This is a genomic window from Bradyrhizobium denitrificans, assembly GCF_013179005.1.
Classification (GTDB): domain Bacteria; phylum Pseudomonadota; class Alphaproteobacteria; order Rhizobiales; family Xanthobacteraceae; genus Bradyrhizobium; species Bradyrhizobium denitrificans.
In genome coordinates, this window is sequence record NZ_JABFDP010000002.1 from 115,465 (window position 1) to 136,517 (window position 21,053).

Consider the following 21,053-nt stretch of genomic DNA (forward strand, 5'->3'; position numbering starts at 1 on the left):
AGCCCGGCCGGCGGCCCTGCCAGGGGGCAGCCTCGGGGCTCGCTCACTCCGCCGGGGCCTGACCGGCGAATTCGACCTTGCTCTCGTGACGGCCGAAGAACACCAGCAGCCCGGCGATCAGCGGCAGCACCGACAACGCGAGCAGCCCGTGCGTCGTCGAGCCGGTCGTGTCCTTGATCCAGCCGACCAGATAGGGGCCGCCGAAACCGGCAAGATTGCCGATCGAGTTGATCAGCGCGATGGCGCCGGCCGCGGCGGTGCCCGACAGCCATGCCGTCGGCAAGGTCCAGAACACGCCGAACACGCAGAACACGCCGATTGCCGCCACGGTCAGCGCGACCATGGTCAACGTCGGATCGCCGATCATGCTGGATGCGGCCAGCGCCACCGCGATCAGGATCAGCGGCGCGCCGACATGGACCACGCGCTCGCGCGTCGCATCCGAATGCCGCGCCCACAGGATCATCGCAACGGTGCCGAACGCATAAGGAATCGCGGTCACGAATCCGGTCTGCACATTGGTCAGGCCAAACGCCTTGACGATCTGCGGCAGCCAGAACTGCATGCCATAGAGCGCGCCGACGAAGCCGAAATAGATCAGGCTGAGCACGATGACCTTGGGCGACGACAGCGCCTCGCCCAGCGTCATGTGTCCCGCCGCCTGCTTCGCTGCAGTCTCGGCCTCGATGCGCGTGGCGAGCCAGGCCTTCTGCTCCGCCGACAGCCAGTTCGCATGCTCCGGCCGGTCGGTCAGATAGAACCAGGTGACGACGCCGAGCAGGATCGACGGAAGGCCCTCGATGATGAACAGCCACTGCCAGCCCTGCAGCCCCAGCAGGCCGTGCATGCCGAGCAGCAGGCCCGAGACGGGCGCGCCGATCACCGTCGAGACAGGAACGGCGACGGCGAAGGCGGCGAGAAAGCGCGCGCGATACTGCGCCGGGTACCAGTAGGTGAGATAGAGGATGATGCCTGGAAAGAAGCCCGCCTCCGCGACGCCGAGCAGGAAGCGCAGCGCATAGAAGCTCCACGGGCCCGAGACCAGCGCCATCAGCGCCGAGATGATGCCCCAGGTCACCATGATGCGCGCGATCCAGCGGCTCGCGCCGAACTTCTCCAGGGCCAGATTGCTCGGCACCTCGAAGATGAAATAGCCGATGAAGAAGATGCCGGCGCCCCAGGCGAACACCAGCGGCGAGAATTTCAGCTCGGCATTCATGGTCAGCGCGGCGAAGCCGAGATTGACGCGGTCGAGATAGGAGAAGAAATAAGCGAGCACCAGGAACGGAATGAGCCGCCAGGAGATGGCGCGGATGGTCGAGCTCTCGATATCGGAACGGCCCGGCGCGGCCGGCGTGCTGGCGGACAAACTCATCGATCTCCTCCCCGGAGCATTGCAGGATTTCGTAGTTGAGGGGCGGTGTTGAGCATCGGTCGTGGCAAGTCAATCGGAAAACCCGATCTCCCACAGTTCGAGGGCGCATTCCCGGGGCGCGGCGCACGCATGACGCTGGCATCGGCCGGGATCGCCGCTGACACGCGCCGCCGCGCCGCTGCTCGGTCGGATCTTCTCGCTCCGGAACATCGTGGCCTATGCGATCGGCATCGTCCTCGGCCTTCTGGTCGACCGGATCGCAATGCGGCGGGCCTCGGCATCGGCCTGCCGACGGCAGGCCGGCGATCTCACATCATGAGATATCCCATCATGAGAGGGCTCAGCTCGGCGCTGTGCCGACGCGGCTGAAAAAGGCGTCGAGCTGTTCTGCCAGAACGGCCGGCTGCTCTTCCGGGATGTAGTGGCCGCATGCGGCGATGGTGATGCCTTCGACATGCTGGGCGAACTCCCGGAGCGGCGCCGCCATGTCCACGATCGATCCCTGGTCGGAGCCGACCGCCAGCATGGGCGGCTTGAGTCTGCCCCTGGCGCTGAGCTCCCGGTTCTGGCTCGCCGACAGCGCCGCCGAACGATAATAGGCCAGCCCGGCCCGCAAGCCGCCGGCCTTGGTCAGCACGCGGCTGTACTCATCGAGGTCGCTCTCCAGGAAAGTCTCGGGATTGGCGGACTTTCGCCGCAGGAACCAGCCGAGATAGTCGCGTTCGCGCCCCTGAATCAGAAACTCCGGAAGGTCCGCGAGGACGTGGAACGCAAAGTGCCAGGTCCGCCACGCGCGGTCCGGCGCGAAGGGCAATGCATCGGGCAAGGTGACGCCAGGAATTCCGGCATCGAGGAGCGCCAGGCTGCGCAGCTCGGCCTCGAACAGCGCCGCATAGGGATAGGCCACCCACGCGCCGATGTCGTGCGCCGCAAGATGATAGCGGGTGGCGCCGAGCCGTTGCAGCAATCGGTGCACGGCCGTGGCCAGGGTCTTGGTGTCGTAGCCATCGGCCGGCCGATCCGAGTCGCCCTGCCCTGGCAGATCGACCGCGATGACCCGATAGCGCGGCGCGAGCAGCGGCATGACCTTCCGCCAGGCGAACCAGCTCTCCGGAAAGCCGGCGAGCAGCACCACGATCTCGCCCTCCGGCAGGCCACCGCTGACATAATGCAGCCGGGTCCCGTCGATGGTCTCGAACCGGTGCGCGAAGCCTGGCAGCGACGCCTCCGCCCGCGCCAGCGGCTCCGCCGCGACGATGCGCGACGCGCCGGCTTGGGCGGTCCCATTCGACTGATGATGCATGAGGCCTCTCCTTAAATGTAGAACAATCGTTTCCTATTTAGCCGCAGGATTATCCGAGCAAGGCGTCGGCCTGGCTCGCGACGGCCAGCATCTCGCGCTTCGTACGCCCGGTCTTGCCGACCACGCGCAAGCCCTGGATCAGGCAGAACAGCGCGCCGGCGACGGCGTCTGGGTCCCGTCCAGTCCGGATCGATCCATCGGCCTGGCCGAGCCTGACGAGGTCGCACAACGCGGTCTCGACCCGGCGCAGCGCGGCGCGGACCTTGACCGCGATCTCCGCGTCCAGGCTGGCGAGTTCGGCGGCGCTGGTGACGACCAGGCAACCGCGCCGGCCTTCGCTGTCGCTGGCGGACTCCGCGTAGAACTGCAGCAGGGCGCGCAGCTTGTCGCGCCCGCTCTGCTCCGCATCGAGCCGCTCGCGCAATTGCCGGTCGCGCCGTGCGATGTAGTAATCCAAGGTCGCAACGAAGATCGCGCGCTTGTCCTCGAATGCCTTGTAGAGGCTTCCTGTCGCAAGCTTCATGGCGGCGCGCAGTTCGGCCAGCGACGCCGCGTGGTAGCCGCGCTCGCTGAACACCACCAGCGCCCTGCTCAAGGCCGTGTCCATGTCGAACTCACGCGGCCGGCCAGGCCCGCGGCGCGCGACGGAATTGCTCGGTGACTTCGTCATGCTCCCATATTAGGAAACAATCATTCCCAAATCAAGGGAGAGGCATGTGCGCTGCTTTCCCCCTCAATCTCCAAGCTGGAACTTCTGGAACCGGTGCAGTTCATCCTCGATGCGCCGCTTCAGATCCTTGCGTCCGGCGCCCCGCGCGGATTTACCCCCGCCGACCCAGCTCCATTGCTGCATCAACAGCCTGCCGTTCTGCCGGTCGGTCTTGAGGTCCAGCGCCGCGACGATCTCCTCGCCGACCAGCACCGGCAGCGCGAAATAGCCGAACAGCCGCCTGTCCTTCGGGACGTAGGCCTCGAAGCGGTGATCGTAGCCGAAGATCGCCTGCGTCCGCTTGCGCTGGATGATAAGCGGGTCGAACGGCGAGAGGATGTGGACCCGCTCCGGCGAGATCTCGATCACCTCCGCCAAGGCGCCCGGCGTGGCCCAGTGTTCCTGCCTGCCGGCGCCCTCCAGCGCGACCGGCACCAGTTCGCCGCGCCGCACCCGGCCGTCGATCACGCGCCGCACGTCGCTTTTGCGCGCGGCATTGAGGTGGCACAATGAGTCGAGGCTGACGACGCCCTGCGCGCGCAAACCGCGGTCGAGCAGATAGGTGGCGATCTCGCGCTCGCTCGCGCCCTTCGGCAACCGCTCCCAGCCGAAATGCCGGGTCGTCAGGTCATAGGTCTTGAGCATGCCGTCGCGGCCCGACACGGTCAGCACGCCTTCGTAGAAACCGAGCTGCAGCGCCCGCTTCGACGGCTTGCGGCTGGCCCAGGCGTGGTCCTTCTCCCGCAGCACGTCATCGTCGATGTCGCGGATGGTCAGCGCCCCACCCTGCCGCACCAGGCGCATCACCTTGCGCGTATCCTCGGGCTTCACCGTCTTGAACCAGCCATGCCCCTCGCGGCGATAACGCCGCATCGCCGGCACGAAATAGCGGAAATCCTGCACCGGAACATAGGACAACGCATGCGTCCAATATTCGAACACGGTCTTGTCCGCGCTCTGGGCCTGGCGTAGCTCGGCGCGGCGATAGGCGGGAATCCGGCTGAACAGGATATGGTGATGGCAGCGTTCGATCACGTTGATCGTGTCGATCTGCACATAGCCGAGATGGGCGACCGCGGCCGCCACGGCCGCGGGGCCGGCGCCAAACGGCGCCTCGGCATCGAGGCGCTGGGCGCGCAGCCAGAGTCGGCGCGCTGCGGTGGCGGACAGTTGATGGTGGGAGGAAGGCGCGGGCATGACGACGAGATCGTGCGAGATTCGGCAGCGTCCGCGCAACATCCATTCCGTCCGCCCGATCCGCCTGGCCCCTACGGCTTGGGCTTGTCCGGAATGCTGCCGGTGGCGATCTCGGCTCGGCAATTGGCCCGCCCCGGATCGGGCGCACGACATTTGTACATGCGGCCGGTGAGCCGGTCGACCAGCCAGGCTGTGTCCTCGGACGGGCTTTCCAGCCCGATATAGCGATTGCCGACGGCCGAGATCAGGGTCGACAACAAGATGGCGGCGGCGATGATGCCGGCGCCGATCAGGGTCGACATGGAACCGGTGGAGCCGGCGTGGTCCTGGCCGCTCGGCCGATGGGATTGATAGTCGCGCCTCTGGGATGAGTTGAACACGGCTTTGCTTTGCTTTTCTGTTGCGTTTCTTGTTTCAATGCTTGTTGCCGACCTCGCTTTCCATGGTTTGCGATTTTTTTCCGGCGGTGGATATCCGGTAGAACCGCATCTTGCCGATTTGTTGTTCGTGGACCGGCCCCGGCCCGATGGCTTTGCGACAAACTTGCAAGCCCGGCAGCCCGGCTACAGCCGTGAGGCCGGCCGGCGGGTGACATCAATCACATTCGAAACTTTGAACCGATTCTATCGTCGCCCCATCCAATGCCCAGAGGGCACACCCGAGGATGACGACGATGACCGTATTTTTTGGACGTTTTGCCATGCGAGCGACGACGGTGGCTGCCGTGCTGGCCCTGGGCGCAGGTGCCGCTCTCGCCGGCGAAGCCGTGTCCGCCGATCAGATCCTGAACGCGTTGAAGCCGAAACCCGCCACCCGCGGCCTGTCTGTCGGGCCGCAGGCCGCCCCGCAAATCGACGCGACCGCCCAGGCGAAGCAGTCGACCTTCATCGACAGCATGCGCAACCGCAAGACCCGGTCGCTGTCGCTCGGCGAGCGCGAGCAGCTGGCCGAGATCGCCGCGACCAAGCCGAAGATCGATCTTGAGATCCAGTTCGATTACAACTCGGCCGCGATCAGCAAGACCTCGATCCAGGCGGTGCAGGAACTCGGCAAGGCGCTGTCCGATCCGAACCTGAAGGGCTCGACCTTCATGGTGGCCGGCCACACCGACGGGATCGGCAGCGACGGCTTCAATCAGGATCTGTCGGAGCGCCGCGCCGACACCCTCAAGCGCTATCTGGTCGAGAAATTCGGCCTGGCCGGGCAGGACCTCGTGACCGTCGGCTACGGCAAGACCAAGCTGAAGGATGCCGCGAACCCCGCCGATCCGGTCAACCGTCGGGTCCAGGTCGTCAACATGGACACCAAAACCGCGGCGAAGTGAGAGCGCTCCGCCGCGTGGCGCTCCGCCTGCCGATGGTCCCCCGGCAGGCGGAGCGTATCGTTGGCGGTCAGATCCAGCTCTGGAACAGCATCAGTCGGCTGAAGCCCTGCATCGTGGTGCCGATGAAGGCGGCGCTGATCGGCAGCATCACCAGGAAGCCGATCGTCGCGACGGCGACATAGGCCCACATGGCCCAGCGCGGCAGGCGCGTCAGCGCATGGACCAGCGCAAGGCTCGTGAGCGTCGCCGACGGCAAGTAATAATACAGAAAGCTCAACGCCCGCGGCAGCAGCGCCCAAGGCAGATAGCAGCCGAGATAGAACGCCAGGATCAGGAACGCCGGCGCGCTGCGCGCCGCCACGACATCCCTGGCACAGACGGCGAGCGCCACGAGCGCCGGCCATAGCACCAGGGGATTGCCGAGCAGCACCACGGCCGCGATGTCGCTGTCGCCGGCCTTGTCGAACAAGAACCAGACCGGACGCATCAGCAAGGGCCAGGTCGGCCACGCACTCATGTAAGTATGACCTGCGATCGCTGTCGTGATACTGTCGGCGAAAATTCGTCGCTGCGCGTCGAAAATCCCTGGGATCGACATGCCGTGCAGCGGAACGAAGGTGGCGAGATAGCACAGCGCCGGGATCGCGACGAGGCAGAGGAGGATATGCCATCCCCTCAACTCCGGCCATTGCTCCGGCCGATACCAGTCGGTCGGCTGCGGGTCGCCGAACGCCGTCTGCCAATGCTGCAGCAGCTTGATCACGCCCACAATCCCGAGCACGGTCAGAAGCGGGAACAGCCCGCTCCATTTGCACGCGACGGCAACGCCGAACAGGGCGCCGGCCAGCGCAAACAGGAGCTGCGGCCGCCGCTGCCCGTAGGCGAACAGGAACGCCGCAATCCCCAGCAGGCTGAAGGCGAGCGCGCCGATATCGAGCATCGCGGCGCGCGCCTGGACGAACAGCATCTGGTTAACGAGGGCGAGCAGCGCGGCGGCGAGCGCCGCCGGCTGCGCCGCGAACAGGGCGAGACCGCACAGATAGATCGCGACGACGGCCAGGGCGCCGAGCACCGTCCCGGGATAGCGCCATGCGAAGGCATTGTCGCCGAAGGTCCTGATCGACAGCGCGATGAGCTCCTTGGCGAGCGGGGGATGCATCGGATTGAGCTGCGGGGCCGCCGGCGCAAGCCCGAGCATCTGCCGCGCCGCCGGCACGTAATGGACCTCGTCGAACACGAATTTCGACGGCGCGGCCACCCCGACCATCAGCAGCACATGCGTGATCGCGAAGATCAGCAAGGCCGTCAGCGCGCAACGTCGGACGGCCGGCACGCCCTCCGGCACAGCCTCGTCGGCGCCGTCGTCATCGTCCCGGCGCGCAGCAGGTGACTTCGTGTGCATGCGCGTAACCGCCCCAGCGCCTTGAACGAAGATGCCGCATCTTACAGCATTCCGTTCTCCTGTCTCGGGCCGGCGGCGCGATGCCCCCCTCGGAGCACTCGCATCTCCCCGGGGTTCCCAGGGAGCAGCCGCCTTGCGACGTCACGACAGCCGGTCGAGGGTCCCAGTCATGGCTGCGTCGGGCCCACGTTCGGGCCGTGGCGCCGCCAGCCTGGCGGCGCGCTCCCTCAAATATTCATGATCGACCCGCGCCCCGGTCTCCTTGACCCCCGTGCATCGACGGTCATATTGAATGACGCTCATCATTCAAATGCGACGCGATCGCCGGTCGCGCGGAGGTAGGATGAACGTCTCGACGCAGGCAACCCGCTTGGCGCCACGCCCTGCTCCGGCGGCTCTGCCTCCTTCCCCGCCGCGTCCGGACCCCACGCACCACAGGACAGCGACCGCGCGCGCGGCGCTGCTCTCCGGCCCGATCCTTCCAACGCTGTTCCGGCTGGCGCTGCCGACGATGTCGGTGCTGGTCGCGCAGACTGCGGTCAATATCGCCGAGGCCTATTATGTCGGCTTCCTCGGCACCGACGCCCTGGCCGGTGCGGCGCTCGTCTTTCCGATCTTCATGCTGATGACGATGATGTCCAATGGCGGCATCGGCAGCGGCGTCTCCTCGGCGGTGGCCCGCGCCATCGGGGCCGGGCGGGATGGCGATGCGGAGGCGATCGCCTTCCATGCCATCGTGGTTGCCGTGGTCGCCGGCGGCCTGTTCACGCTCGCCACCACCCTGCTCGGCCCGGCGCTGTATCGTGCCCTGGGCGGTCAAGCCGGCGCGCTGGAGGCGGCGTTGCGCTACTCCAACTATCTGTTCGCCGGCGCCATCCCGGTGTGGATCGTCAATCTGCAGGCGGCGGCGCTGCGCGGCGCGGGCAATGTGCGGGTGCCGGCGCTTGTCACTCTGGTCGGCGCCCTGGTCATGATTCCGGCGTCCCCGCTGCTGATCTTCGGTCTCGGACCGCTGCCGGGTCTCGGCATCGCCGGCGCCGGCATCGCCTTCGGGCTGTATTATTGCGGCGCCATGCTGGTCCTGCTGCGCTACATGGCCTCCGGCCGCTCCAGCCTGCATGTCCGTCTCGCCCCGCTGCGGGGCCGCCTGTTCGCCGACATTCTCAAGGTCGGGCTGCCGACGGCGCTCAACGCCGTGCTGGTCAATCTCACCGTGATCCTGGTGACCGCGCTGGCCGGCCGCTTCGGCACCTCGGAGCTCGCCGCCTACGGCATCGCCTCGCGGCTCGACTACATCATGATTCCAATCCTGTTCGGCCTGTGTACGGCGACCCTGACCATGGTCGGCATCAATGTCGGCGCCGGCCAGAGCGGGCGCGCCCGCCGCATTGCCGGACTCAGCGCCCTGACCGGCGCAATTCTGGTCGGAGCGATCGGCGCGATCGCGGCGGTGCATCCGCCGCTCTGGCTCGGGCTGTTCAGCCACGATGCCGACGTGCAGCGCGAGGGCGCGATCTATCTGCGCATTGTTGCGCCCGCTTACGCCGCGCTCGGCTTCGGCTTCGTGCTGTCCTTTGCCGGCCAGGGCGCCGGCCATGTGCTATGGCCGTTCGTGGCCTCCGCGCTGCGCATCCTGATCGCCGCCGGCGGCGGCTATGTTGCCACCACGATGATGGGCGGCAGCATGGCCTCGCTTGCAGCGATGGTGACGCTGTCACTCCTCGCCTATGCGCTGATCTGCAGTGTCGTCTTGTGGGCCGACCGGATCTGGCGCGCGGCCCGATAGCTCGCATCGATTGGCGAAGCCTATCGCTTTACAACTAATAAGCAGCAGAGCTGAACACCACCAAATACAAGTAATCGGCGCAAGCACTACTCGAGAGATGTGCCAACACCCAGCTCTCATCGAATCAAAAAACAGTCTGATAACCTTCGGCCGCCCCTCACTTGAATCGGGTTCCCTTTACGGAACCCGATTCAGCGCGCGGTAAGATCTTGCGCTCCTTTCTGCGGGAACGCGCTGGCACTGAGCCAGAGCCATCAGCAGGAGCGTCGCAATGGCTGCAAAGATCTGGCTCGCAACCTTTCGCAATCTCTGTCGCCGGTTCGGGTGGGCCAGCGACGGTCAGATCAGCATGATCTTCGCCATCGCCAGCATTCCGATCCTGGTGTCGGTTGGCGCCGCCGTGGATTTCGCGAAATCGAGCGACGTAAAGGCGCAGTTGCAGAAGTCGATCGACGCTGCTGTCCTGGCCGGCGTCGTCCGGCCGAACGACCAGCAGATCTCGACCGCGGCCGCCGTGTTCTCGGGCGCCTATCGCGGCCGGTTCGACACCGCCGCGACCGCCAGCTTCGCGTCCAACACCGACGGCTCGCTGACCGGAACGGCGACGACGTCGGTGAAGACGTCGTTCCTCAACGTGATGGGCACCTCGGCGCTCGGCGTGACCGCATCCGCCACCGCCAAGGCCGGAGCCCAGGCCCAGTCGTCGGTCTGCATCCTGCTGGTCAGCACCGTCAATGCGCAATCGCTGCTGGTGAACTCCGGGGCCCAGCTCAATGCGCCGTCTTGCGAGATCCACGTTCTGTCGACACAGAGCCCGGCCGCGATGTTCAACGCCACGCTCAACGCCAAGCGCATCTGCATCAAGGGCAGCAACATCACCAAGAATGGCGGTGTCAATCCGCCGGTCGAGACCGGCTGCGCAGCGATATCGGATCCCTTTGTCGGCAAGCTGCCCGCGGTCACGGTCGGATCATGCACCACCAACAACAAGGTCTTCGATCCTGGCGCGGTCACCCTCAATCCCGGCGTCTATTGCGGCGCGACTAATTTCAACGGCTCCGGCACGCTGACGCTCAATCCCGGCCTCTACATCATCAAAGGCGGCGCGATGACCTTCAACTCGGGCTGGACGGTGACCGGCAGCGGCGTCACCTTCTACCTCGTGGATCAGAACGCAACCCTCACCTTCAACGGCAATGTGAACGCCACGCTCGCCGCGCCGTCCACAGGCACCTATGCCAACATCCTGATGTTCGAGCCCAACGGTCTCTCGACCTCGCAGCTTCCGATCAACGGGACCAGCAGTTCGTCCTACACCGGCCTGATCTACCTGCCGAGCCGCAACGTCACCATCAATTCGGTGTCGACCATGAGCAGCAACAGCGTGACCATGGTGTTCAACACACTGATCCTCAACCAGACCAATTGGAGCATCGCGCCGGGCGCGCTATCGATGTCGGTGGCCAGCGGTCCCGCCGGCACGGCGTATCTGTCGAGGTAGTTGCGCTCCTCATGATGGTCTGAGCCACCGCCACCCAGCACTGCTGCGCTTCATCACGGGGATTGTGCGTCGGCGACTGCCGCCCGACGCGAGCAGAACTCCGGTTTACAAAGCCGCCATAACCGGCTTGCGCGTCTGTGCGCGCAATGGGGCATCGACAAAAGGGGCGGAGAGCGCTCGCCTTCATTTCAATTGTACGCCCGTTTCGGCAACCCGGGCGTGCGGCTCACGCCTTCGTCACCGCTCCTCCCTTGACACGCCCAGTCTTTTCAGATGATGTTATGTTATAACATAACACATGAGGCCGCATGCCCGCTCGCCGGCACCGCCCCCTCCCGTTGAAGAGGCTGTTCGATCTCGATGCCCAAACTCCCCGTCACAGTCTTGTCCGGCTTCCTTGGGGCTGGGAAGACTACTTTGCTCAACCACATCCTGAACAACCGCCAGGGTCTGAAAGTGGCGGTGATCGTCAACGACATGAGCGAGGTGAACATCGATGCGGACCTCGTTCGCGATGGCGGTGCCAATCTTTCGCGGACGGATGAGCAGTTGGTCGAAATGACCAATGGCTGTATCTGCTGCACCCTGCGCGACGATCTGCTGAAGGAGGTTCGCGCGCTCGCCGAAAGCGGCCGGTTCGATTACCTCGTGATCGAATCGACCGGGATCTCCGAGCCGCTCCCGGTCGCCGCGACGTTCGACTTCCGCGACGAGCACGGCGCGAGCCTGTCGGACGTCGCACGCCTCGACACGATGGTGACGGTCGTGGACGCGGTGAATCTGCTGAAGGATTATTCCTCGTCGGATTTCCTCGCGCAGCGCGGCGAGGCACTGGATGGCGACCAGCGCGCGCTGGTCGATCTCCTGGTCGAGCAGATCGAGTTCGCCGACGTGGTCGTGCTGAACAAGGTCGACGACGCCAGCGAGGATCAACGCGAGGCGGCGCGCAAGATCATTCGCTCGCTCAATCCCGATGCCGATTTGATCGAGGCAAGCCATAGCTGCGTGCCGCTGGAGCGCGTGCTCGCCACCGGCCGTTTCGACTTCGCGCGCGCTCAGCAGCATCCGCTCTGGTATAATGAGCTCTACGGCTTTGCCGAGCACACGCCGGAGACGGAGACCTATGGCGTGACCAGCTTCGTCTATCGCGCCCGGCGTCCGTTCGTTCCGGTTCGGTTCGATCAGTTCCTGCGCGAGCAGTGGCCTGGGGTCATCCGCGCCAAGGGGCACTTCTGGCTGGCCACGCGGCCGCAATGGCTCGGCGAGATCAGCCAGGCCGGAGCCATCGTGCGCACCAGCGCGCTCGGCTTCTGGTGGGCGGCGGTGCCGCAGAAATTATGGCCGGAGGACCCCGCTTGGCGCGCACGCATGCTCGAGCGCTGGGACGACATCTACGGCGACCGCCGTCAGGAGATTGTCTTCATCGGCAGCAACATGGACGAGGCTGGGCTGCGTGCGCGCCTGGACGCCTGCCTGCTGGCCGGCAAGCCGGCGATGGATGTCGCCGCCTGGGCCAGATTGTCCGATCCGTTTCCCGTCTGGCGACGGGCCAATGAGGCAGCCTGATCACGGCAGAGGTCGAACGGTTCAGCTCACCCGCAAATTCACCTGCGAAGATCCAGAAACACGCGTGCAGTCGCCCCTGCTCCGCGTGTGAAGGAAGCGGTGCAGCCGCTTCCGGTCCGGCGGAGCCATCGCAAGATGGCTCCGCCACTTGCTCTTGCGATCAAGGCTTCTGCGACTCGGCCGGATCACGATGCACCGGGTCGATCCACAGCACGGTCTCAGGCTTTTCGACAGGCTCGATGTCGATATTGATCGCCACGGCCTCACCGTCGCTACGCACCAGCACGCATTCCAGCACCTCGTCGGGGCTGGCGTTGATCTCCTGGTGCGGCACGTAAGGCGGCACGAAGATGAAATCGCCAGGACCGGCTTCTGCCGTGAACTGCAGCTGCTCGCCCCAGCGCATCCGCGCTTTGCCTTTCACGACATAGATCACGCTTTCGAGATGTCCGTGATGATGCGCACCGGTCTTGGCATCCGGCCTGATCGTGACGGTGCCGGCCCACAGCTTCTGCGCCCCGACCCGCGCGAAATTGATCGCGGCCTTGCGGTCCATTCCCGGCGTCGACGGTACGTTGGAATCGAGCTGATTGCCGGGAATGACGCGCACGCCGTCGTGCTTCCAGCGCTCGTCGCCGTGATGGGAATGGCCGTGGGCGTGATCGTGAGAACCTGACATGTCTCTCTTCTTCTCGTCTCTCGTGTTTGCTCGTGTGCCGTGGAACCCGGCCATTCTAGTCCAACTCCCGCGCCGGCGCCATTCCGGTTCCCGGCCGAACCTTTTCGGATCGCCCGCGTTGGTCATGTGCAGTTCAAACAGACAACGGAGACAGATCATGGGTTCGACGACGGACAAGATCAAAGGCGCGACCAACGAGGCGATCGGCAAGGCCAAGCAGGGCATCGGCGAAGCCACCGGCTCGGAGCGTCTGCAGGGCGAAGGCGTCATTCAGGAAGTGAAGGGCAAGGGTCAGCAGGCGATGGGCGACGCCAAGCAGGCCACCAAGGACGCCGTGAACAGCGCCGCCGGCGCGGCCAACAAGAATCTCTGAACGAGATCGGCGCGGCGCGCCGATGATGGTCGATGATGAATCACAGAACCGGCCCCTCGCGGGGCCGGCTTTGCATTGTTGTGAGTTGATGTGCCGAAGCGGCAGAGACTGGGGTGTGTCATACGGCGCCCTCCCACCTCGTGGAAAAAGGCGCATCCATGAGTACCGTCATCGCAAGTGAAGCGACGCGATCCAGGGCCACGAGATCCAGGGCCACGCGATCCAAAGCGACCGGATCTAAGGCCACACGATCCAGAGCGATGCGGCTCCGGATCGTGTCGTTGTTGCCGCTGCTCCTCGCAATTGGCGCTCCGAGCCGCGGCGAGCGCGGACTTACTTCACACCCAGCAGCTCGACATCGAACAGCAGCGTCGCATTCGGCGGGATCACACCGCCGGCGCCGCGGGCGCCATAGCCAAGCTCGGGCGGAATGATCAGCGTGCGCTTGCCGCCAACCTTCATCGTGGCGACGCCCTCGTCCCACCCCGCGATCACGCGCTTCATGCCGATCGGAAACTCGAACGGCTCGTTGCGGTCCACCGACGAGTCGAATTTCTTGCCCTTCTGGCCGTTCTCATACAGCCAGCCCGTATAGTGCATCACGCAGGTCTGGCCGCGGGTCGGCGTTGCGCCGGTGCCTTCCTTGGTGTCGATGATCTGCAGTCCGGAGGGAGTCGTCATGGTCTTTCCTGTCGGTGTTGCGGGACGGGTCTGTGCCGAAGCTGCATGCGAGCCCAGCACCAGGCCAGCCGCTGCCATCAGCGCTACTCTTCGATCGATCGGACGCCGCATGCTTCAGACTGCCTCTGCTCGTTCACGGGGAGCCGCGGTTTAGCGCATGGCGAGGCCGGTGACCAGCCTGCCCAGCGCCTCCGCATCTCCCGATGCGGGATGCCGACCCCCGCGACCGATTTCTGAATTAAATAATTCTATTGCGCTTTTTCGGAAATCGCGCTTGTCTGCCCGCATCCCGCCTCACTGCGGAGGGGCGCATCGCGATCGTCACGACACGCGAGGCGGGGAGCGGCGGCCGCGAGCGATCGCAGCGCGTCTTCCGATGCGCGGACGAACGATTGCTTGCGGACGTGAAGTCGCAGCGTCCTGATACCCCGATGCTGGTATCACGCGCAGTGCGCGCGAGCGCATTGCCGCTATGGTGACCAACAAGCCCGGCGCACCAGGGAGACTGCGTATAAGCGTGAAGACCGCCGCGCAGGGAATGCCGGATGATCGGCTTTGCCTGTGGTACCTGCCGCCTGCATTCTTGTTCGCAGGCGGGCCATGGGTGAGGTCTTCACCCGGCATTCCCTGCGCCCTCTGCAATCTCGCGAGGGACGACCTGATGCAGACCTCGGGCATCCCTTGCCGCGAGACGTGAAGCCATGTCGATCGCTGTTTGAGCCGTGAACGCGCCCCCTACGCATCTGTCATCGTCGATGCGAGGAGCGCACCGACGAAGAAATCCAGAGCCACGGCCGTCGCTCTGGATCGCTTTCACTGCGCTCGCGACGACGAAGAGCCTCGCCTCAATACCCCAGCGCGCAGCCATCCTTGCGCGGGTCGGAGCCGCCGGTGAGCGTGCCCTTGTCCCAGTCGATCCAGATCGCCTGGCCACCACCGAGCGGCGAGACCACTTTGGAGGTCTTATGGCCGATCTTCTGCAGCCCTTCGACCACGTCGGCCGGCACGCCGTCCTCGAGCTGATAGACGCCCTCGTAGTGCAGACCCCTGGCCATATCGATCGCTTCCTGCACGTCGCAGCCATAGTCCAGGATGTTGGTCAGCACGTGGGTCTGGCCGACCGGCTGATACTGGCCGCCCATGACGCCGAACGACATCTGGGCGCGGCCGGCCTTGGTGGCAAGCGCCGGGATGATCGTGTGCAGCGGACGCTTGCCCGGCCCGATGCAGTTCGGATGGTCCGGCTGGATGCGGAAGCCGCCGGCGCGGTTCTGCAGCAGAACGCCGGTCTCGTTGGACACGATCGCCGAGCCGAACGAATGCGCGATCGAATTGATGAACGAGCAGACATTGCGGTCGCGGTCGACGACGGTGATATAGACCGTCTCCGGATTCATCGGCGGCGCGACGTTCGGCAGGTCGAGCAGCTTGTCGAGGCTGATCTGCGAAATGTACTCGTCCGCGAATTCCTTGGCGAGGATGCTCGCGACCTCGGTCGTCATATGCGCGGGGTCGCCGATGTGCTGCTCGCGCATCATGTAGGCGATGCGTGCAGCCTCGGCTTCGAGATGGAAGCGCTCGACGCTGAGCGGCGCGATCCGGGTCAGGTCGAAACGCGACAGGATGTTGAGCATCACCAGCATGGTGATGCCCGGGCCGTTGGGCGGGCACTGCCAGACGTCGTAATCCTTGTAGCTGGTGCCGATCGGCGCGGTCACCTCGGTCTGGTGGTTGGCGAAGTCCTCCAGCGTGTGCAGGCCGCCGATGCCGCGCAAGGTCTGCACCATGTCCTCGGCCACCGCGCCGGTGTAGAAGCCCTTTGGCCCCTCCTTGGCGATGATGCGCAGCGTCTGCGCCAGTTCCGGCTGGCGGATGACATCGCCGACCGCGGCGACCTTGCCATGCGGCAGAAAATAGCGGGCGGTGTTGGTGCCGTTCCTGAGCTTCTCGAACTGATTGTTCCAGTCGAAGGCGACGCGCGGCGCCACCACATAGCCGTCCTCCGCGGCGCGGATCGCAGGCTGCAGCAGACGATCAAGCCCGAGCCGGCCGTGGTCGCGCAGGATGCGGTCCCAGGCATCGATCGCACCGGGAACGGACACGGCATGGGCCGAGGTCAGCGGCACCGAATGGATCTTGCGCTCCAGGTACCAGTCCACCGTTGCGGCCATCGGTGCACGGCCGGAGCCGTTATAGGCCGTGATCCGGCCCTCCCCCTTGGGCTGTACCAAAGCGAAACAGTCGCCGCCGATTCCGGTCGACTGCGGTTCAATCACCCCGAGCAGCGCGCAGGCCGCGACCGCCGCGTCCGCCGCTGTGCCGCCGGCGCGCAGCACCTCGATGCCGGCCAGCGCGGCCTGCGGATGCGAGGTTGCGATCATGCCGTTCTGGGCGTGAACCGTGGACCTGCCAGGGAAATGGAAGCTTCTCATCGTGGCTCGCTGCGTGATCGGGTGGTGGCTGGAATGCCAGGGGGCTGGTCGGCTACATGGCATATTCCTTCCGGCCTCGGCAATGGCCGGGGATACCAGCTTTTCTATGATCAGGTCTGCTGCTAAACGGCCGCATGCCCTTGAGCGTCGCTGCCTTCTATCAATTCGTCGCGCTGCCGGATTTCCGTGACTTGCGCTCGCCGCTTCATGCCTTCTGCGCGGAACGTGCCATCAAGGGCAGCATCCTGCTCGCCGCAGAGGGCATCAACGGCACGGTGGCCGGGACCGACCAGGCGATCGCCGCGCTGGTGGACGAATTCCGCCACGGGCCGCTGTTTGCCGGCCGGCTGGACAATCTGGAGCTGAAATTCTCGTCGGCTGCGGCGATGCCCTTTCAGCGCCTGAAAGTGAGATTGAAGCGCGAGATCGTCACGCTGGGCGATCCCGCCGCTGATCCGACCCGGCAGGTCGGGACCTATGTCAGTCCCACCGATTGGAACGCGCTGATCACGGCGCCGGATACCGTCGTCCTCGACACCAGGAATGCATTCGAGGTCGCGCTCGGCACCTTCGACGGGGCGATCGATCCCGGGCTGCAGAGCTTCGGCCAGTTCAAGGATTTCGTGGCGCGCGCGCTCGATCCGGCCAAGCATAAGCGGATCGCGATGTTCTGCACCGGCGGCATCCGCTGCGAAAAGGCCAGCGCACTGCTGCTCGCACGGGGCTTCTCCGAGGTCTACCACCTGAAGGGCGGCATCCTCAGCTATCTCGAGGAGATCCCGGAAGCCGAGAGCCTTTGGCGTGGCGGCTGTTTCGTCTTCGACGATCGGGTCACGCTCGGTCACGGCCTGCGGGAGCAGGGCCATGCGATGCAGCAGAACGTCCCGGAGGACCCGCGATGAGCAGCTTCGAGCAGCCGGACCAGGAGTTCGGCGAGCGGATCGACCGCCTGGAGATGCGGCTGACGTTCCAGGACGACACGATCGAGACGCTCAACCAGACCATCACGGCGCAGTGGCGCGAGATCGACGCGCTGAAGCGGCAGATCGCCCTGCTCGTCGAGCGGCTCGAAGATGCGCAGACCAATGCCGAGGGGCCGCGCAACGAACGGCCGCCGCATTACTGACGGCGAAGCGACATCACGCCGGAACCGTCGCCGGCGTCTTGCCGGACGGCAGCTCGATGATCTCCCCGGCCATGACCACGCGGTCGCGGCCACCATCCTTGGCGGCGTAGAGGGCGCGGTCCGCCGCCTCGATCAGCGACGCCGGACCGGCCGAGCGTTCGAAGCCGGGACGGCACACCGCGCCGCCGATGCTCGCCGTCACGATACCCGGCCCATTGTGGTCGTGCGTGATGCGGGCCTCGTGCAGGGCCCGCCTGATGCGCTCGCCGAGCCGGGCGCATCCCGCAGCATCGGTGTTCGGCAGCAGAATCGCGAACTCCTCACCGCCATAGCGGGCTGCGAGATCCGAGCTGCGCTGCGCCTCGTCGGCAAGGATTCCGGCAACGGTGTGCAGGCACTCGTCACCCGCCGGATGGCCGTAGCTGTCGTTGAAGGCCTTGAAATGGTCGATGTCGATCATCAGCAATGCGAGCGAGGTCTTGTCGCGATACGCCCTGCCCCACTCCTCCAGCAGCCGCTCGTCGAAGCGGCGGCGATTGGCGAGGCCGGTCAGGCCATCCTCGATCGCAAGCGTCTCGAGCCGGCCCTGCAAGGCTTTCTGCTGCGTCACGTCGCGGGTAACCGCAACGAAGCCGTCGAGCGTCCCATCCGGCCGGCGGGTGGCGCGGATCGTGGCTTCGACCCAGATCTCGGACTTGTCCCGGCGCCGCATGCGATAGGTCGCGCGCGCCTCGTCGACGATGCCCTTCTTGATCTGATCGAGCATTTCCTGCAGCTGCGGACGATCCAGCGGATTCACGCCGGAGATCGCGCGCTTGCCGAGCAGCTGCGAGGGATGCCAGCCAAGAACGCGCATCGTGGAGGGCGAAACATAGCCGATGCATTCGTCCAACTCGATCCGAGTCACGATGTCGCTGGAGCCCTCGGCAAGCAGCCGGAAGTTCTCCTCCTTCGCGGCCAAGGCTGCGGCCAGACGCTGCCGCTGCAGCAACTGCTTGACGAGGAAGGCGCCGATCGCGACGACAAGGGCAACAAGACAGACCAGCACCCCGACCCGGATCAGCGCATCGCGTCTCCACACAGCAAGCACGTCGGCCTGCGTCCGTGTTGCAAGCACCAGGAACGGGTAACGTTGGGCATGCTGATAGGTCCCGATGCGATCGAGATCGTCGTCCGCCAGGCGAAAGCGCAAGACACCCGAGAGCGGGTGATAGGGAATGGTTTCCAGCATGGGACGTCCAAGCTCCTGCGGATTGGGGATCGAGTTATCCGCGAGAAGGGTGCCATCACGTGCCATCAGACTGATGGTGCCGCGGTGCCCGACATCGAACTGGCGATAGAACTGAGCGAAGTAAGCGACATCGATCGTCGCCGCCACGACACCGGCGAAACGGCCGTCAGCATGATTCCAGCGCCGCGACAATGTAATGACCCATTGCCCTCCTGACTTGCTCCGGACAGGGCGGCCGATCAGAAGCGAGCGGTCCGCCGAGATCCTGTGACGGGCAAAATAGTCGCGATCGGCATTGTTGTAGTTGGAGAGATTGACGTCCTCGGTTGTCGCAAGCCACGCTCCGCTCTGGTCGTAGGCGAAGATTCCCCTGACCCGTCCGAGATTGGCTTTTCTCGCCGTCAGGAACGCCTGAAGCCGTTCGATACCGCCAGGCTTGCCGTCATCTCTCTCCAGAGCGGTGACCACGCCCCTGATCAGCGAATCCGCCAGCTCGAACGTGTCCTCCACATGCTGCGTCAGCGACCGGGTCAGATTGCCGAGCTCGACTTCCGCGTTACGCAGTTCGTTGTTGCGCCACTCCCATTCGCTCCAGCCGCTGAATGCGAGGATCGCCCCGCACACAAACGCAAGGATGCCAGCAGCCCACATCGGCAAGCGGCTGGGATCAACTCTGGTCGCAACAACGTCCATTCCGCGGGACTCTCCGGACCAGGAGAGAGTCCCATGGAACATCTTATTTAACTCTGAAATGAGGCTGGTCCGCCGACGTCTGCAGCGCCCCGTAAGACTACGGCATCTACCGTACAACTACGGGATCATACAACGAACACACCGGGGATGACCGCTTCTGTTAGTTCAGCGAGCGAAGACCGAACGCACCTTTTCCCACAGCGACGGCGCATCTCGCTCATGACCGCGCAAGTCTGTGTCGTTCCCCTTCACGCGCGTGGTCGAAGGCTGTTGCAGGCTCACCGGGTCGGACGCCGGAAACGTGTCCATCAGCCCCTTGTCGAGCGGCGTCTTGGTCTCACGATCGAGACGGGCGGCTTCGCGCGGATCAACCGCATGCTTGTCCGGCGGTGCGGGATTGAACTTCTCGGCCATGATCTGTCTCCCTGTCAGGGGACAACGCAGCGAGATCGGCGGTGTTCCCCGACAGCCGGGACCGCCCTCCGTAGCCGAGATCGGGGAGGTCCTGCCGCGCGGCAACCAGAATCCTCGCCGACCGCCGAGTTGCGACCGATAGGAGCTTGGCCGGAACCGCGTGGCCATGTATCACGGAAGGTATACTGTTCCCGAGGTTGCGGAGCCCCAGCGTGAGTGAGACTGCCGTGAACAAGCCTTTCATCGATGTGCTGGCCGGTCAGCGGCAAAGCGCGCCTCCGGCCTGGATGATGCGACAGGCGGGCCGCTATTTGCCCGAATATCGCGAAGTGCGCGCGAAGGCCGGCGGCTTCCTCGATCTCTGCTTCAACCCCGAGATGGCGGCCGAGGTCACGTTGCAGCCGATCCGGCGGTTCGGCTTCGACGCCGCAATCATCTTCTCCGATATTCTGGTGATCCCGCACGCGCTCGGCCGCAGCGTGCGCTTCGAGGTCGGAGAAGGGCCGCGGCTTGATCCGCTCGATACGCCCGAGAAGATCGCCACGCTCGCAGGACATGCGGACCTGACGAAGCTCGACGCCGTGTTCGAGGCGCTGCGCCGCGTCCGTGCAGAGCTCCCCAAGAGCACCGCGCTGATCGGCTTCTGTGGCGCGCCCTGGACAGTGGCCACCTACATGGTTGCAGGTCAAGGCACGCCCGACCAGGCACCGGCGCGGCTGCTCGCTTATGCCCAGCCCGAGGCCTTCAGCAGGATCATCGACGCGCTGGTCGAGAGCTCGATCGCCTATTTGCTCAAACAGCTGGAAGCCGGCGCCGACGCGCTGCAGATCTTCGACACCTGGGCCGGTGTGTTGTCACCGCGCGAGTTCGCGCGCTGGTCGGTGGCACCGACGCGCCGCATCGTCGAAGGTGTCCGCAAGGCGCGGCCCGACGCCAAGATCATCGGTTTTCCGCGCGGCGCCGGTGCGTTGCTGCCGAGCTATGTCGCCGAGACCGCCGTCGACGCCGTCAGCATCGACTGGACCGCCGAGCCTGGCCTGGTGCGCGAACGGGTGCAGAGCAAGGTCGCCGTTCAGGGCAATCTCGATCCGCTGGCGCTGATGACCGGCGGCGCGGCGCTCGACCAGGCGGTCGACGACGTGCTGGCGAGCTATGCGGGCGGCCGCCACATCTTCAATCTCGGCCACGGCATCCTGCCGGAGACACCGATCGCCCATGTCGAGCAAATGCTCAAGCGCGTCCGCGCTTACAAGGGGTGACG

The 21,053-nt window shown here is 65.3% G+C and carries 19 protein-coding genes; 8 read left to right on the forward strand and 11 right to left on the reverse strand.

Annotated features, from left to right (window positions below; all coding sequences use genetic code 11):
• Nucleotides 1–43: 43 nt before the first annotated feature.
• From HL671_RS02565 to HL671_RS02585, 5 genes are all read right to left on the reverse strand, one after another.
• Nucleotides 44–1,375 (reverse strand): MFS transporter, encoded by a 1,332-nt coding sequence (locus HL671_RS02565; RefSeq protein ID WP_012042421.1) that lies wholly within the window; start codon nt 1,373–1,375, stop codon nt 44–46.
• A 340-nt stretch (nt 1,376–1,715) separates the two neighbouring features.
• On the reverse strand, nt 1,716–2,678 hold the full coding sequence (locus HL671_RS02570; RefSeq protein WP_172235507.1) for an alpha/beta fold hydrolase: 963 nt from the start codon (nt 2,676–2,678) through the stop codon (nt 1,716–1,718).
• A gap of 49 nt (nt 2,679–2,727) precedes the next feature.
• On the reverse strand, nt 2,728–3,285 hold the full coding sequence (locus tag HL671_RS02575) for a TetR/AcrR family transcriptional regulator (RefSeq protein ID WP_012042419.1): 558 nt from the start codon (nt 3,283–3,285) through the stop codon (nt 2,728–2,730).
• A gap of 126 nt (nt 3,286–3,411) precedes the next feature.
• Nucleotides 3,412–4,584: a winged helix-turn-helix domain-containing protein gene (locus tag HL671_RS02580; RefSeq protein ID WP_172235508.1), complete on the reverse strand. Its 1,173-nt coding sequence runs from the start codon at nt 4,582–4,584 to the stop codon at nt 3,412–3,414.
• Between the two features lie 71 nt (nt 4,585–4,655).
• Nucleotides 4,656–4,886 (reverse strand): hypothetical protein, encoded by a 231-nt coding sequence (locus HL671_RS02585; RefSeq protein WP_012042417.1) that lies wholly within the window; start codon nt 4,884–4,886, stop codon nt 4,656–4,658.
• A gap of 371 nt (nt 4,887–5,257) precedes the next feature.
• On the opposite strand from HL671_RS02585, the gene HL671_RS02590 reads away from it, so the two are divergent.
• Complete coding sequence (locus HL671_RS02590) at nt 5,258–5,908, forward strand: OmpA family protein (protein WP_012042416.1); 651 nt, start codon at nt 5,258–5,260, stop codon at nt 5,906–5,908.
• Nucleotides 5,909–5,975: 67 nt separating this feature from the next.
• Here the strand turns inward: HL671_RS02590 and HL671_RS02595 are convergent, their stop codons facing one another.
• Nucleotides 5,976–7,310: a phospholipid carrier-dependent glycosyltransferase gene (locus tag HL671_RS02595; protein WP_172235509.1), complete on the reverse strand. Its 1,335-nt coding sequence runs from the start codon at nt 7,308–7,310 to the stop codon at nt 5,976–5,978.
• 343 nt (nt 7,311–7,653) lie between these two features.
• Between HL671_RS02595 and HL671_RS02600 the strand changes: the two genes are divergently transcribed.
• From HL671_RS02600 to zigA, 3 genes are all read left to right on the forward strand, one after another.
• Entirely contained in the window at nt 7,654–9,096 is a 1,443-nt protein-coding gene (locus HL671_RS02600) for an MATE family efflux transporter (RefSeq protein ID WP_012042414.1), read from the forward strand.
• 271 nt (nt 9,097–9,367) lie between these two features.
• The gene (locus HL671_RS02605; RefSeq protein ID WP_012042413.1) at nt 9,368–10,597 is read left to right on the forward strand and encodes a TadE/TadG family type IV pilus assembly protein; all 1,230 of its coding nucleotides are present in this window, start codon (nt 9,368–9,370) and stop codon (nt 10,595–10,597) included.
• A gap of 360 nt (nt 10,598–10,957) precedes the next feature.
• Nucleotides 10,958–12,163 (forward strand): zinc metallochaperone GTPase ZigA, encoded by a 1,206-nt coding sequence (zigA, locus tag HL671_RS02610; RefSeq protein ID WP_012042412.1) that lies wholly within the window; start codon nt 10,958–10,960, stop codon nt 12,161–12,163.
• 160 nt (nt 12,164–12,323) lie between these two features.
• On the opposite strand, the gene HL671_RS02615 is transcribed toward zigA, so the two are convergent.
• Entirely contained in the window at nt 12,324–12,842 is a 519-nt protein-coding gene (locus HL671_RS02615; RefSeq protein WP_172235510.1) for a cupin domain-containing protein, read from the reverse strand.
• 157 nt (nt 12,843–12,999) lie between these two features.
• On the opposite strand from HL671_RS02615, the gene HL671_RS02620 reads away from it, so the two are divergent.
• On the forward strand, nt 13,000–13,215 hold the full coding sequence (locus HL671_RS02620) for a CsbD family protein (protein ID WP_012042410.1): 216 nt from the start codon (nt 13,000–13,002) through the stop codon (nt 13,213–13,215).
• Nucleotides 13,216–13,548: 333 nt separating this feature from the next.
• Here HL671_RS02620 and HL671_RS02625 read toward each other — a convergent pair whose 3' ends face one another.
• On the reverse strand, nt 13,549–14,007 hold the full coding sequence (locus HL671_RS02625; RefSeq protein WP_244424400.1) for an FKBP-type peptidyl-prolyl cis-trans isomerase: 459 nt from the start codon (nt 14,005–14,007) through the stop codon (nt 13,549–13,551).
• Between the two features lie 734 nt (nt 14,008–14,741).
• The gene (gene ggt, locus HL671_RS02630) at nt 14,742–16,328 is read right to left on the reverse strand and encodes a gamma-glutamyltransferase (protein ID WP_041750524.1); all 1,587 of its coding nucleotides are present in this window, start codon (nt 16,326–16,328) and stop codon (nt 14,742–14,744) included.
• Between the two features lie 134 nt (nt 16,329–16,462).
• Between ggt and trhO the strand changes: the two genes are divergently transcribed.
• Both trhO and HL671_RS02640 read left to right on the forward strand, forming a co-directional pair.
• Nucleotides 16,463–17,230, forward strand: coding sequence for an oxygen-dependent tRNA uridine(34) hydroxylase TrhO (gene trhO / locus HL671_RS02635; RefSeq protein WP_172235511.1), 768 nt, complete (start codon nt 16,463–16,465; stop codon nt 17,228–17,230).
• Nucleotides 17,227–17,454, forward strand: coding sequence for a SlyX family protein (locus HL671_RS02640; RefSeq protein ID WP_172235512.1), 228 nt, complete (start codon nt 17,227–17,229; stop codon nt 17,452–17,454). Before trhO ends, HL671_RS02640 begins: the two co-directional genes overlap by 4 nt.
• Before the next feature lie 13 nt (nt 17,455–17,467).
• On the opposite strand, the gene HL671_RS02645 is transcribed toward HL671_RS02640, so the two are convergent.
• Together HL671_RS02645 and HL671_RS02650 are read right to left on the reverse strand one after the other, a co-directional pair.
• Nucleotides 17,468–19,378, reverse strand: a complete 1,911-nt coding sequence (locus HL671_RS02645; RefSeq protein WP_172235513.1) for a diguanylate cyclase — start codon at nt 19,376–19,378, stop codon at nt 17,468–17,470.
• A gap of 165 nt (nt 19,379–19,543) precedes the next feature.
• Entirely contained in the window at nt 19,544–19,792 is a 249-nt protein-coding gene (locus HL671_RS02650) for a hypothetical protein (protein WP_012042405.1), read from the reverse strand.
• 227 nt (nt 19,793–20,019) lie between these two features.
• On the opposite strand from HL671_RS02650, the gene hemE reads away from it, so the two are divergent.
• Nucleotides 20,020–21,051 (forward strand): uroporphyrinogen decarboxylase, encoded by a 1,032-nt coding sequence (gene hemE / locus HL671_RS02655; protein WP_172235602.1) that lies wholly within the window; start codon nt 20,020–20,022, stop codon nt 21,049–21,051.
• The last annotated feature ends 2 nt before the right edge of the window (nt 21,052–21,053 follow it).

Excerpts from the sequence above, each read along its gene's own strand:
- HL671_RS02565 (WP_012042421.1), bottom strand. The coding sequence starts at position 1,375 with ATGAGTTTGTCCGCCAGCACGCCGGCCGCGCCGGGCCGTTCCGATATC.
- HL671_RS02570 (WP_172235507.1), bottom strand. The coding sequence starts at position 2,678 with ATGCATCATCAGTCGAATGGGACCGCCCAAGCCGGCGCGTCGCGCATC.
- HL671_RS02575 (WP_012042419.1), bottom strand. The coding sequence starts at position 3,285 with ATGGACACGGCCTTGAGCAGGGCGCTGGTGGTGTTCAGCGAGCGCGGC.
- HL671_RS02580 (WP_172235508.1), bottom strand. The coding sequence starts at position 4,584 with ATGCCCGCGCCTTCCTCCCACCATCAACTGTCCGCCACCGCAGCGCGC.
- HL671_RS02585 (WP_012042417.1), bottom strand. The coding sequence starts at position 4,886 with ATGTCGACCCTGATCGGCGCCGGCATCATCGCCGCCGCCATCTTGTTG.
- HL671_RS02590 (WP_012042416.1), top strand. The coding sequence starts at position 5,258 with ATGACCGTATTTTTTGGACGTTTTGCCATGCGAGCGACGACGGTGGCT.
- HL671_RS02595 (WP_172235509.1), bottom strand. The coding sequence starts at position 7,310 with ATGCACACGAAGTCACCTGCTGCGCGCCGGGACGATGACGACGGCGCC.
- HL671_RS02600 (WP_012042414.1), top strand. The coding sequence starts at position 7,654 with ATGAACGTCTCGACGCAGGCAACCCGCTTGGCGCCACGCCCTGCTCCG.
- HL671_RS02605 (WP_012042413.1), top strand. The coding sequence starts at position 9,368 with ATGGCTGCAAAGATCTGGCTCGCAACCTTTCGCAATCTCTGTCGCCGG.
- zigA (WP_012042412.1), top strand. The coding sequence starts at position 10,958 with ATGCCCAAACTCCCCGTCACAGTCTTGTCCGGCTTCCTTGGGGCTGGG.
- HL671_RS02615 (WP_172235510.1), bottom strand. The coding sequence starts at position 12,842 with ATGTCAGGTTCTCACGATCACGCCCACGGCCATTCCCATCACGGCGAC.
- HL671_RS02620 (WP_012042410.1), top strand. The coding sequence starts at position 13,000 with ATGGGTTCGACGACGGACAAGATCAAAGGCGCGACCAACGAGGCGATC.
- HL671_RS02625 (WP_244424400.1), bottom strand. The coding sequence starts at position 14,007 with ATGCGGCGTCCGATCGATCGAAGAGTAGCGCTGATGGCAGCGGCTGGC.
- ggt (WP_041750524.1), bottom strand. The coding sequence starts at position 16,328 with ATGAGAAGCTTCCATTTCCCTGGCAGGTCCACGGTTCACGCCCAGAAC.
- trhO (WP_172235511.1), top strand. The coding sequence starts at position 16,463 with ATGCCCTTGAGCGTCGCTGCCTTCTATCAATTCGTCGCGCTGCCGGAT.
- HL671_RS02640 (WP_172235512.1), top strand. The coding sequence starts at position 17,227 with ATGAGCAGCTTCGAGCAGCCGGACCAGGAGTTCGGCGAGCGGATCGAC.
- HL671_RS02645 (WP_172235513.1), bottom strand. The coding sequence starts at position 19,378 with ATGGACGTTGTTGCGACCAGAGTTGATCCCAGCCGCTTGCCGATGTGG.
- HL671_RS02650 (WP_012042405.1), bottom strand. The coding sequence starts at position 19,792 with ATGGCCGAGAAGTTCAATCCCGCACCGCCGGACAAGCATGCGGTTGAT.